General features: G+C 60.4%; 13 protein-coding genes. 3 read left to right on the forward strand and 10 right to left on the reverse strand.

What is annotated here, in order from left to right; all coding sequences use genetic code 11:
- From AWB66_RS33345 to AWB66_RS31190, 7 genes are all read right to left on the reverse strand, one after another.
- Positions 1-1425: toll/interleukin-1 receptor domain-containing protein (locus tag AWB66_RS33345; protein ID WP_159462981.1), on the reverse strand; the 1425-nt coding region annotated here is incomplete at its 3' end.
- A 196-nt stretch (positions 1426-1621) separates the two neighbouring features.
- On the reverse strand, positions 1622-2623 hold the full coding sequence (locus AWB66_RS31165; protein ID WP_087633855.1) for a toll/interleukin-1 receptor domain-containing protein: 1002 nt from the start codon (positions 2621-2623) through the stop codon (positions 1622-1624).
- 304 nt (positions 2624-2927) lie between these two features.
- Positions 2928-3191 (reverse strand): hypothetical protein, encoded by a 264-nt coding sequence (locus AWB66_RS31170; RefSeq protein ID WP_087633856.1) that lies wholly within the window; start codon positions 3189-3191, stop codon positions 2928-2930.
- 61 nt (positions 3192-3252) lie between these two features.
- Entirely contained in the window at positions 3253-3801 is a 549-nt protein-coding gene (locus AWB66_RS31175; RefSeq protein ID WP_087633857.1) for a hypothetical protein, read from the reverse strand.
- 218 nt (positions 3802-4019) lie between these two features.
- Positions 4020-4763: a plasmid recombination protein gene (locus tag AWB66_RS31180; RefSeq protein ID WP_087633858.1), complete on the reverse strand. Its 744-nt coding sequence runs from the start codon at positions 4761-4763 to the stop codon at positions 4020-4022.
- Positions 4760-5104 (reverse strand): helix-turn-helix domain-containing protein, encoded by a 345-nt coding sequence (locus AWB66_RS31185; RefSeq protein WP_087633859.1) that lies wholly within the window; start codon positions 5102-5104, stop codon positions 4760-4762. Before AWB66_RS31185 ends, AWB66_RS31180 begins: the two co-directional genes overlap by 4 nt.
- A gap of 8 nt (positions 5105-5112) precedes the next feature.
- Positions 5113-5337: a helix-turn-helix transcriptional regulator gene (locus AWB66_RS31190; protein ID WP_087633860.1), complete on the reverse strand. Its 225-nt coding sequence runs from the start codon at positions 5335-5337 to the stop codon at positions 5113-5115.
- Between the two features lie 263 nt (positions 5338-5600).
- On the opposite strand from AWB66_RS31190, the gene AWB66_RS31195 reads away from it, so the two are divergent.
- The 3 genes from AWB66_RS31195 to AWB66_RS31205 all read left to right on the forward strand — a co-directional run bounded on the left by AWB66_RS31195 (position 5601) and on the right by AWB66_RS31205 (position 7788).
- Positions 5601-6332, forward strand: a complete 732-nt coding sequence (locus tag AWB66_RS31195) for a ParA family protein (protein WP_200819120.1) — start codon at positions 5601-5603, stop codon at positions 6330-6332.
- On the forward strand, positions 6329-6652 hold the full coding sequence (locus AWB66_RS31200) for a hypothetical protein (protein WP_087633862.1): 324 nt from the start codon (positions 6329-6331) through the stop codon (positions 6650-6652). Before AWB66_RS31195 ends, AWB66_RS31200 begins: the two co-directional genes overlap by 4 nt.
- Before the next feature lie 536 nt (positions 6653-7188).
- On the forward strand, positions 7189-7788 hold the full coding sequence (locus AWB66_RS31205) for a helix-turn-helix domain-containing protein (protein WP_087633863.1): 600 nt from the start codon (positions 7189-7191) through the stop codon (positions 7786-7788).
- Between the two features lie 249 nt (positions 7789-8037).
- Here the strand turns inward: AWB66_RS31205 and AWB66_RS31210 are convergent, their stop codons facing one another.
- The 3 genes from AWB66_RS31210 to AWB66_RS31220 all read right to left on the reverse strand — a co-directional run.
- Positions 8038-9756, reverse strand: coding sequence for a toll/interleukin-1 receptor domain-containing protein (locus AWB66_RS31210; protein WP_087633864.1), 1719 nt, complete (start codon positions 9754-9756; stop codon positions 8038-8040).
- 29 nt (positions 9757-9785) lie between these two features.
- A complete protein-coding gene (locus AWB66_RS31215; protein ID WP_087633865.1) occupies positions 9786-10364 on the reverse strand; it encodes a recombinase family protein in 579 nt (192 codons plus the stop codon).
- Between the two features lie 235 nt (positions 10365-10599).
- Positions 10600-12322, reverse strand: a 1723-nt coding sequence (locus AWB66_RS31220) for a tetratricopeptide repeat protein (protein ID WP_125469860.1), incomplete at its 5' end; no start/stop codon positions are given.

Raw genomic sequence — 12322 nt, forward strand, 5'->3', positions numbered from 1 at the left:
CGACAGATCGCGCTGCCACTCGGTATTGGCCGGATCGCGCGCGGCCAGCGCCTCGCAGATTGCCTGGGCGGTTCGATAGGCAGCGAGCGCACCGGGCCCGTCGCCCTGGGCGATCAGCACGTTGCCGATCTTGTTGTGACTGATCGACAGATCGCGCTGCCACTCGGTATTGGCCGGATCGCGCGCGGCCAGCGCCTCGCAGATTGCCTGGGCGGTTCGATAGGCAGCGAGCGCACCGGGCCCGCCGCCCTGGGCGATCAGCACGTCGCCGATCCTGTTGTGGCTAACCGACAGCTCGCGCTGCCACTCGGTATTGGCCGGATCGATGTTGAGACGTTGCTCGGCAAGTTGTAACGCCGCCCTGAAAGCCCCATTAGCGGCTCTTAGATCCCCTTTGGCCTGGAACACATCGCCCAGTCCAATGTGTGCCGCCATTTCCGCCCACGAGTCGCCCTCAACGGTTGAGACATTCAGTGACTGGGATAGCGCCTCCTCAGCACCGCTCAAGTCGCCGAGCCTGATCAGAGCATTGCCGAGCAGACGAAGAGTTTCAGCCTGTTCCGGTTCGATCACCAACGCCTTGCGGTAGAAAGATACGGCCTTGGTCAGGTCGTGCAGCAGCGCGAGATTGGCAACATTGCGCGCGGCTTCTACCATCGTCTGGCGGGCCTGCTCGTCCTTACGTCGTTGGGCCTCGTATTCGCGTTCGAAGGCATCTTCGGCGGCCAGCGAGTCGCCCTGCGCCAGGGCGGCAAAAGCGGCAACTAAACCTGGACGATCACTAGCAGAGGCCTCCGCCAGCTTGCGCGTGAGCTCTTCCACGGTGCGGCCAAGGGCGTCGATTTGGGTCGCCTGCAGATGGCGCGTCTGCTCCAACTCCGCCAAGAGTTGCTGCGCGGCGCCGGCATCGCTCAGCAGCGTGTCGAGATCGGCACCGATTTGCAGCGAGGCAGCGTCAGCAATCTCCGCGATCAGGCGGCGGATGTCATCCTCCCAGCCATCCTCCGTCACGCGTCGGGCGTTCCACACCTCGAACAAAGGCCGCAGTTCGTCGGGCAGGTCGAGCGCCTTCGGGTGATCGGCCTCTTCGACCAGCACGGGAACCAGCGTGAGTTCGGCACTAGCCAGTGCGGTGACGAGTTCGTGCCGAACCATATCTTGGTCGTGGTGAAGCCGCGGGAGATTGTCGACGTTCGCCCACCGCGGGCCGATCACGGCTACGCAGACGGTGCTGCGTGCCAGCGCGGCGTCGATCTTTTCCCGCCACTTGCCGACGCCGATGCTATGCACGTCGCGAAAGACGCGCTCGCGCCCAAATCCGATACGCAGCCAGTCATAAAGACGGCCGCTTGCGCCGCGCGCATCGTCTCGGCGATAGCTGATGAAAATGTGGTCGCGATCGGTGGGTCGAGCTTCAACCGTCATAGTTAGGACCTTTCTTTCACGTTGCCCGCGGCGCGTATGGTGGGCCGAGATGATGCGTTCATCCATTCTATGAAAGCGCTGTGTATGCGCCCCCCTCGCGCGCGCGTCATGGCATCGTTTCAAGCGGCGAGCAAAGCAACGGCTTAGCCAAGGGAAAGCTTGTAGCTTTTCGGCGCCCGCGAAAACGCTCGAAATCTCACCGATCAGTATACTTGCCTCGCCCACCGTGGCCGAGGGCCATGAACTTTATGGAATCTGCCGCCGCGAGGTCGTAGTACCTTTTGGAATCTTCCTTCGTGACTTGGTATTCGCCCATTTTATTAAGAGCAACGCTGCGGCACAGGTAGGCGGCGGCATAGCCGGGCTGTAGGCGAATGGCTTCATCATAGTCACGCAGCGCGCCTTCGATCTCGCCCTTACTTTCTCGTATATCGCCGCGGTTCAAGTAGGCGTCGGCATTGTCGGGCTGTATGCGAATGGCTTCCTCACAGTCGCGCAACGCGCCTTTGAAGTCGCCCTTCTTTTCGAGTACATCGCTGCGCAGAATGTAGGCCCTGAAGTAATCGGGCTGAAGACGGATCGCCTCGCTGTAGCAACGCAACCTTGTAGCCAGGTCCATCGTGGTGACGCCTTGCTCGACCCACTGCTGCGCCGCAAGTTCATTCTCTTCCACTGCAAGAGCCATAGATGTCGCCTCTTGGTCTTTTCTGGCCGCTTGTTGTGCAAGCATAGAGGCGGGATGAATCACGGCCGTCAGCGGCACATCCAAGAACTTCTCGCGCAGATGGCTCATGGCATAAACGAAATAACCCGGCGGCACGTTCAGCCCGTTGTAGCGCTTAAGTGCGTCGAGCTTGCCCGTAAGCTGACTTGCTATCGTCGTGGTGGCGAAGCTGAAACCTTCCAACATCAGCGGGACAATGTTTCGCTGATTATCGATAGCGGCCTCGATCTCGCGGCGCAGCCAATCGTTCGGTTCGCCACAGCGCTCTAACGCTGACGGCGTGAGTAAAATTAAAAAGTGCGCTCGCGCCCTGATGTTTTCGAGAATAACGTTCGTGAAGTCTCCGCTCGGGAGGCTCGTGAAGTCCATGAAAACGTCATAGCCATGCTGAGTGAGATTTTGTGAAATCGCCAGCGCCCATGCTTCATTAGTGCGGCGATAGCTGACGAAAACGGTTTTTTCAACTCGGATCATTTGCTACCCCTTTCGGGCCAGATAGCCAGACATTAAACCAAGTGGGGAAGGTAGTCTTTCACAATAGAAAAGGGCCAGTTACGCTCACAGAGCACCGCGCCCAACTCAACATCGTCTCAGCAATCAGCCCCGCCGTCGCGCCCTTCTGTTGGTTCGCGTAGGTAACAAACGACCGCCGCCCATTCGCCCGAAACCCTTCCGCGTCTGAACCAGCGGTCAAAGTCCGCAAGCACCGTTGCCGGAAGCCGGTAGCGCGCGACGAACTCGACCATCGCGGGCGTTACGTTCACCATGCCGGCCGCGGTCACTTCGTGCTCGCCAGGTATTCCGCGCGGCGGGCCTGGTAGTCCGCGCCGGACAGACCGGCAACGTTCCCCCGACTGTTCGCGTGGTGCGGCGGCGGTGTGCGGCTCGTGCTCGACGTGGTGATCGAGGCATCAGCCGGCGCGTCGCTTGCGACCTGGGGCGCCTTTCGGAGTGCTTCGGCGCCAGCCAGGAACGCCGCCCTGGCCGCGCTGTACTCGCCGGCGCTCAGTGCGAGCGTCTCGACCTTGCTTCTGTTCGTCATTCGAATCTCCCGTTACGCTCGCCGCCGAGCGGATTGCAGGGCGGCGGGCGAATTATTCAGTTCAGAGCCAAATGCGATCGCCGTTCAGCAATCCCGGATCAAGATCCGGCAGCGCTGTCCAAGCCCCGTTGACGGTCGACCGGTCAACGCGCCAGGCGGCGGCATGCAGTCGACGAACCGCCGGAGCAATCTCAGGCAGCACGCGATCCCGATACTCGGCGAGCGCGTCGTGAAACTCCGCTTGCGCGATTTCCTGCTCGACGGCGCCCGCAAAGCGCTCACCGCCTTCAGCAAGGCGCTGAAGTTCCGGCAGGCTTTCGGCAATGCGTTCCGCCTCAGCCGCGTGATGCTCGGCGAGCGCTTCATGATCGGCGATGAGGTCGCGAAGCTCGGCGCGCGTCTGTTGATGGGAGCCTTCGCGTACGGCGTTCGAGAAGTCAGCACGCGCGGCTTTCGCCTTGTCGGCATGTGCGCAGGCTTCGTTGCGGTGATCGGCGGCGGTGTTCAGCGCGTTCGTGTGATTCGCGCGGCACTCGACAGCGGTCTTTTGCGCTTCGGCCAACTTTGTTTTCGCGCTTTCCAGAGCGGCGGCGGTTACGGTCTTCGTCATGTTTCTTTTATCGTTTGTTGTGCCCGTTCGCGGGCGATTATTTGGCTTCGGAGAGAGGGCTTTTTTATCGCCCCTCCCCTTCATTCACTGCTGTGGATAAGGACGGCCCTAAACGACAGGATCACAGGATAGAAGTCGTCGCGGGAAAACTCCCTCGACCTTCCCCCTGATTCCCGCCTTATCCACTGGCGACATCTAAGTAACTCGAATGTGGATAACTAAGCAGCCATCCTTTCCAGAGTTTTCTGGTATCGATCCTGAGTCGAGATGCGATCCGCCAGACCGTACTTGACGCCCACCACCGCATGAAAATTGGCGTGCATCAGCACAAGGCGGTCACGCGCAGTAAAGGGAGTGCCGGACATTTTTCCGAAGCCGAGTAGCGGGAGATACAACATGTGCATGTGCGGCCGGCCTTGATCGAGATGAACGAGCGCGCTCAAGAGCGTGCCGCATCGAGCGAAAAACGTTCGCGCCCACTCAAGAGCGTCATCGAAGAACGCGCGCTCATCTATCGTCGAGTCGCTCGGCAAGGAAATCACAACTTCGCAGGCACGAGCGGTATCGGCGCGCAGTACTTCATGCCCCTCTGGAACAACCAGCTTTAGTCGGTCGCGCTCCTTGGTTGTCAGCAGCGCCCCGGCATGAACTGCAATGCCGTTCGCCTGGCACAAATGCAGCGCGCGGGACACTACATCGCGGGCGCGCGTCGGGCCGAACAGGACGCGGTTGTGGTTCGACCGTGCGCGATCGATCTTTCCCGCGCCGTCGCCGGGAAACTCTCTCAAGTTATGCCGCGCCGCAACGTCTAGCGAACGGTTCTTCCGCACCGGTCCAAGCCGGCCGCTTTTGCTCACCGCGCGGCGCCGAAGCTCAGTGTCAGACCACGTTTTCAGGACGTGCACGCCGATGAACTGTGAGTCGTCATCGTCCGTTACCATTCCGCCTAGCTTCGCGCTCATGCCGAACCCCCGACTTGCAGATCGAACAAATCTATTTGCGCGCCAGGCAGCAAGACATACAGCGCCATAACATGGTCGTTTCCGGCTTCGGTCTGGCGGGAAACGCGCTCCGTTACGATCGTCTTTCCGAACCGATGGCGCAGCTCATGCACTCGCGCGGCCGGCATCATGATGTCCAAGTCGCGGCGCGCTTCGAGCGTCGTCAACGGCCCCGTTTCCAGCGCCGCGAGCAGCCGCGCACGTTGCGCGTCGGCGCTGTTTCCAATACACTTGCGTTCGGTCGTCGTATCCGGGGTCGCGCTCTTCCAGGAGCTGCGGCCCTTGTTGTTTTCGGTCGTCATAATTCTCCTTATTCCGCGACCTTAAGAGCGTTAAGCCAGCCTTGGATGGCCTCGACCTTCCAAGCCACCGCGCGCCCTTTCGCCCCGCCGATCCGCACAGGACGCGGGAAAGTACCCTCGCGCACACCCCGATAAATCGAGCCTTTGCTTCGATGCGTGACAACGGCGACTTCCGGCAAGCGCATCAGCGCCGGCAGACTAGCTGCACCCAATTCACGTCCAATTTTTTCCATTTAACTACCCGCAAAAAGCATTTGACCGGTACACACTTTGTGTGTAGTATTGAGTCATACCAAGATAGTATTGGTATCCTAAAAAACTCACACAAACGCACCAAAAAACCCGCCTTCTGGTCGTCAGATGGGCGGGCGCTTGCGCTTCTTACCGAAGCGATCCAAGTATAGCGTGGTTTCGAGGCGCGTCAACAATCTTTTTGCAGGTTTCGCACCGTCTCGCACTAAGGATACTACCTAGTAGCAGTAGCTACCGTTACCAGATGGTAGGTGGTATCTTCCGGACAAACTCCGGAGAGACCATGCCAACCATCGTTTTCATCAGCCCAAAAGGCGGCGTCGGCAAAACGACGTCATCACTTACGCTCGGCACGCAACTCGCGAAGCACGGCGCGGCAGTGACGATGATTGACGCCGACCCGAACAGACCGCTCAAAAAATGGGGAAAGGGAGGGCGCAAGCCCGACAATCTTGCGATCGTGTCCGACATCGACGAGGAATCGATTCTTGACGCGATCGACGTCGCTGCATCGATGACGCCGTTCGTGATTGTCGACCTCGAAGGCACCGCCGATAAAATCGCGCTCCTCGCGGTCAGTCAAGCTGACCTCGTGATAATCCCCATGCAGCCGTCAGAACTTGACGCGGATCAAGCGAGCAGGGCGCTCAAGGTCATCGCGCAGCAAGAACGCATGGCGCGCCGAAGCGTGCCGCACGCGGTGCTGTTCACGCGCACGAACTCGACGATCCGCACGCGCACGATGACGCACATCGCGAACTCGCTGCGCGAGGCAGGCATTCCGATGTTCGACACAGAAATGAATGAGCGCGAGGCGTTCCGCGGCATGTTCTCGTTTTCGGCGCCGCTCGAAGCGCTCGACGCAGCCGATGTCGCCAATGTCCCGAAGGCAATCGAAAATGCAGAGCGCTTTATGAACGAAGTGCTCGACACCCTGCGGCGCAACGCGGCGACAGCAGAGCAGGGGGCGGCATGACCGAACGAAATAATCCGTTTGCCGACCTGGCTCCGACAAATCTCGCCGATGAGTTCAAGCCGAAGCCGCCAACGCGCGAATCGACCGTCGACCGCAAGGCGATCGACCAGATTGCCGCAGAGCACGATTTTCCGAGCCGGCGACCAGGGCAGGGTAGGGCGCCGAAGCGGCGCAACGCGACCGGTCGAAATCAGCAGATCAACATCAAGACGACGGCTGAGGCGATCGCGCTGTTTTACGCGCTCGCCGATCGAAAGGGCGTGCCGCTTGGGAAGGTGTTCGAAGATGGCCTTGCGGCGCTCGAACGGGAAGGATACTAGTAGCTACTAGTATCTAAAATAGACCTCCACCAGGGCCTTGGCTTATCCCGCGTCCCTATGCACGGCAGGGCACAAGCCCATTCGGGCTTGCACCCATCCCGCGCACAGGGAACCCTCGCGGCTTTGCCTACGGCCTGACGCGCTTCGCTTGCCTTTTTTAGAGAGATTTCCTGAACTGGGCCCAGTTCATGCCGAACTGCTTTTAAGCGCTGGCGAACACGGGCGGTGGCACGCCCACGCGCGATCGTGTGTGGCATCCGATGGTGTCGGGGGCCGTCAAGCGGCGTAGCCGCGTTTCTGCCCCCGTTGGGGGCCTAGATTAAATGCGGGCGATGCGCGTATAAAAGAATAAAGAGCACCGAGAGGTGAAAAATTGCCGAAACCCTTATCGCTATTGGCAGAGCGCGATTTTGAAAGGGATCACCCTACATGATCCCTATTGGGATCACTATACGTGAGCCCTAAGCTCATTGACGATACCTCTGGGATCATTGAAAATACCTCGATACTCAAAACTATCTCAAAGGTAGCTTTTCGTGAGCCAACAGGACTTGGTGACTGATCCCAATAGGGATCAACTTTCCCGCGAAAACGAACGCCTTCGTACTGAACTGGCGAAGCTCAAGCGCGGCGCCGTCAATCAGGGCTTCGTGCAGGTCAGCCGGAAGTATCTCGATGAACTCGACGAGCTAGCCTTCCAATCCCCGGCCGCGCGCAAGCTGCTCACTAGCCTCGTCAAGGCGATGAACAAGCAGAATGCCGTCATGGTGTCGCAAGAGTCACTGGCGAAGCTCACAGGACTCAGCAAGCCCACGATTAAGCGATCGGTGGCGCTGCTGCGCGAGCAGCAATGGATCGACGTTTTGAAGGTCGGCACGGCCAACGTGTACCGCGTCAACTCCGGCGTGTTTTGGACGGCTCGCGCGGACGGTCGATGGGCTTCGTTCTCCGCCGAGGTGCTCCTTAACTTCGACGAGCAGGACGAGCACACAAAGACGCAGCCGAAAGCGCAACTGCGGCACATTCCGTTCGTACAGGCAGAGCATGACGAGGACGTGATTATTTCCGGCACGGCACTTGGCAATGATGATCCACCCGAGCAGTCACAACTCGACTTTCATCGGCAAGGGGAATAACGGCCGCTGAAGGGGTGCGCAAACGGCAAAAATAACCCCGTCACGCCGCTCAACGCTGTCGACCTATACCACCCTACGTACAGACAAGAAAAACAGCTCTATGCGGCCCTACGCGCCGTCCATACGTATGGACGGCCATCATGACGTATGGACGTATGGAAAAAGGTCAGCCTGTCGCCCGACACCGACACCAATGCCCCCCGCGCAGTCGGTGCGCGGCGCTCACTTAACCCAGAAAAACCGACTGGGTTATTTTGGGTTTCGCAGAGAACGGATGATTTCTTCTACCTCCGCCTGATCACCACCGCGCACACCGCCGCCAAGGTCAAGGTACCTTTGATAATCTGCAATGGCGGCTTGTTTTTCGCCTTTAATCCCACGCGCAACGCCGCGGTTGATGTAGGCATCGACGTCGTCGGGCTTCAGCCGGATGGCTTCGTCATAGTCACGCAGTGCGCCGTCGAGGTCGCCCTTACTCCCACGCGCAACGCCGCGGTTGATGTAGGCAGCGACGTAGTCGGGCTTCAGCCGGATGGCTTCGTCATAGTCACGCAGTGCGCCGTCGAGGTCGCCTTTGGCCCGGCGTGCAACGCCGCGGTTGTGGTAGGCGATGGCGTCGTCGGGTTGCAGCCGGATGGCTTCGTCATAGTCACGCAGTGCGCCGTCGAGGTCGCCTTTGGCCCGGAGTGCAATGCCTCGGTTGAAGTAGGTGATGGCGAGGTCGGGCTGAAGACGAATGGCTTCGTCATAGTCACGCAATGCGCCGTCGAGGTCGCCCTTACCCGCACGCACAACGCCGCGGTTGATGTAGGCATGGACGTCGTCGGGTTGCAGGCGAATGGCTTCGTCATAGTCACGCAGTGCGCCGTCGAGGTCGCCTTTGGCCCGGAGTGCAATGCCTCGGTTGAAGTAGGTGATGGCGAGGTCGGGCTGAAGACGAATGGCTTCGTCATAGTCACGCAATGCGCCGTCGAGGTCGCCCTTACCCGCACGCACAACGCCGCGGTTGATGTAGGCATGGACGTCGTCGGGTTGCAGGCGAATGGCTTCGTCATAGTCACGCAGTGCGCCGTCGAGGTCGCCTTTGGCCCGGAGTGCAATGCCTCGGTTGAAGTAGGTGATGGCGAGGTCGGGCTGAAGACGAATGGCTTCGTCATAGTCACGCAATGCGCCGTCGAGGTCGCCCTTATCCCCACGCACATTGCCGCGGTTGTAGTAGGCATGGACGTCGTCGGGCTTCAGCCAGATGGCTTCGTCAAAGTCACGCAGCGCACCGTCGAGGTCGCCTTTGTTCTGGCGTGCAATGCCTCGGTTGATGTAGGCGTCGGCGTAGTCGAGCTGAAGACGGATAGCCTCACTGTAGTGGCGCACCTGTTCATCCGGGTCCGTCGCATTGAAGCCTTGCTCGAACCATTGTTGTGCCGTAAGTTCTTTCTCCCCCACTGCAGGAGCCGTAGCTGCCGCCTCCTGATCCTTTCTGGCGGCCTGTTGCGCGAATATAGAGGCGGGATGGATTACGGCCGTCAGCGGCACGTTCAAAAACTTCTCGCGCAGATGGCTCATGGCATATATGAAATAACCTGACGGCACGGTCAACCCGTTGTAGTGCTTGAGCGCGTCAAGCTTGCCCGTAAGTTGATTGGCTATCGTCGGGGTGTTGAAGCTGAAACCCTCTAAAATCAGTGGCACGATGTTGCGTTGATTATCGATAGCGGCCTCGATCTCGCGGCGCAGCCAGTCGTTCGGCTCGCCACAGCGTTCTAAAGCGGAGGGCGTGAGCAAGATTAGAAAGTGCGCACGCGCCCTGATGTTTTCGAGGATAACGCTCGCGAAGTCCCCGCTCGGGAGGCTCGTGAAGTCCATGAAAACGTCGTAGCCGTGCTGAGTGAGATCTTGGGAAATCGCTAGTGCCCATGCCTCATTAGTGCGGCGGTAGCTGATGAAAACGGTTTTCTCGACCCGATCCATTTGCCACAACCTCTCGTTGGATGATCTGCTCAGGCTTCAGCCTTCACCGCTTTGCTGATAGTCGGATGGCTCACACCGTACTCTTTGGCGAGCCCGCGCGCGGTGGCACCGGCGTCCAACTTCGCTTTGATGTCCGTGATCTGCGTGGCGGTCAGCTTGGCCGGGCGCCCCGCGATCTTTCCTTCGTCCCTGGCGCGCGCGAGGCCGGCATGCGTGCGCTCTACGAGCTGGTCGCGCTCAAACTGCGCGAACGCTGCGAACATGCGCATAACCAGATCGCCCGCCGCGCTCGTGACCTCCATCACGGGAAGGTCGAGAACGATCACGGAGACTTTCATGTCGCGCAACATGGCGACCGTCGCATCGATGTCGCGCGCATTGCGCCCGAGGCGGTCGAGCTTCGTGACTACGAGCTTGTCGCCTTCGTCCAGCTTGCCGACCAGCCTGGCGAACTGTGGCCGGTCCATCGCTGCGACCGTGCCGCTGATCGTCTCTTCGTACACATGGCGCTGCGCGATCACATAGCCGGCTTTCTCCGCCTGCAAAAGTTGATTGGCCGTCGTCTGGTCGCTCGTGCTCACGCGGGCGTAAAGGAAGGTCTTGGACATGGCAGGCGCATTGGAAAAATAACGTGGAAATAATTGTAGTGGAAAGAAATCCGGCATTGCAAGGACTTTCTTTCCATCTTTTGGCACGTCAATGAACCGGTAAGAAAACGGTCGATTGTTTTCCAGTACCCTTTTGCATCGTTGACCTAGCGATCGACGGGTTACTAGTCATTACGCTGCGTCTGTGAGGCAGCGCGCCGAAGCATTGAACTTAGGAACTGTCTTATCCGGTTCTTTATGGTTGGCCCGGAGGTAACTTGGCGAGTTCCTGGTTAAACCATTTGATCCAGTCGTGTTCGGGCAACAGTCGCCCGGCCGACTTAAGTTTCTGCAAAACCTCGCGTCCGCGCAGTAGATAGTCGCGCCGTACATTCATGCTCTGCCCTTCATCAAGCATGCCGAGACGGCGGCACGTCACAGCAACATCTGTCTGCCATTGCACATTGGCCGGATCGCGCGCGGCCAGCGCCTCGTGGATTGCCAGGCTCGTTCGATAGGCAGCGAGCGCACCGGGCCCGTCGCCCTGGGCGACCAGCACGTCGCCGATCTTGTTGTGACTGACCGACAGATCGCGCTGCCACTCGGTATTGGCCGGATCGCGCGCGGCCAGCGCCTCAGCAATCGCCAGGCTCGTTCGATAGGCAGCGAGCGCACCGGGCCTGTCGCCCTGGGCGATCAGCACGTTGCCGATCTTGTTGTGGCTAACCGACAGATCGCGCTGCCACTCGGTATTGGCCGGATCGCGCGCGGCCAGCGCCTCGCGGATTGCCAGGCTCGTTAGATAGGCAGCGAGCGCACCGGGCCTGTCGCCCTGGGCGATCAGCACGTTGCCGATCTTGTCGTGGCTAACCGATAGATCGCGCTGCCACTCGGTATTGGCCGGATCGCGCGCGGCCAGCGCCTCGCGGATTGCCAGGCTCGTTCGATAGGCAGCGAGCGCACCGGGCCTGTCGCCCTGGGCGATCAGCACGTTGCCGATCTTGTCGTGGCTAACCGATAGATCGCGCTGCCACTGAGTATTGGCCGGATCGCGCGCGGCCAGCGCCTCGGCAATCGTCAGATCCATTCGATAGGCAGCGAGCGCACCAGGCCCGTTGCCCTGGGCGACCAGCACGTCGCCGATCTGGTTGTGGCTAACCGATAGATCGCGCTGCCACTGAGTATTGGCCGGATCGCGCGCGGCCAGCGCCTCGCAGATTGCCAGGCTCGTTCGATAGGCAGCGAGCGCACCAGGCCCGTTGCCCTGGGCGACCAGCACGTCGCCGATCTGGTTGTGGCTAACCGATAGATCGCGCTGCCACTGAGTATTGGCCGGATCGCGCGCGGCCAGCGCCTCGCAGATTGCCTGGGCGGTTCGATAGGCGGCGAGCGCACCAGGCCCGTTGCCCTGGGCGACCAGCACGTCGCCGATCTTGTTGTGACTGACCGACAGATCGCGCTGCCACTCGGTATTGGCCGGATCGCGCGCGGCCAGCGCCTCGCAGATTGCCTGGGCGGTTCGATAGGCAGCGAGCGCACCGGGCCCGTCGCCCTGGGCGATCAGCACGTTGCCGATCTTGTTGTGACTGATCGACAGATCGCGCTGCCACTCGGTATTGGCCGGATCGCGCGCGGCCAGCGCCTCGCAGATTGCCTGGGCGGTTCGATAGGCAGCGAGCGCACCGGGCCCGTCGCCCTGGGCGATCAGCACGTTGCCGATCTTGTTGTGACTGATCGACAGATCGCGCTGCCACTCGGTATTGGCCGGATCGCGCGCGGCCAGCGCCTCGCAGATTGCCTGGGCGGTTCGATAGGCAGCGAGCGCACCGGGCCCGTCGCCCTGGGCGATCAGCACGTTGCCGATCTTGTTGTGACTGATCGACAGATCGCGCTGCCACTCGGTATTGGCCGGATCGCGCGCGGCCAGCGCCTCGCAGATTGCCTGGGCGGTTCGATAGGCAGCGAGCGCACCGGGCCCG

The organism is Caballeronia telluris, assembly GCF_001544495.1.
Lineage (GTDB): Bacteria > Pseudomonadota > Gammaproteobacteria > Burkholderiales > Burkholderiaceae > Caballeronia > Caballeronia telluris.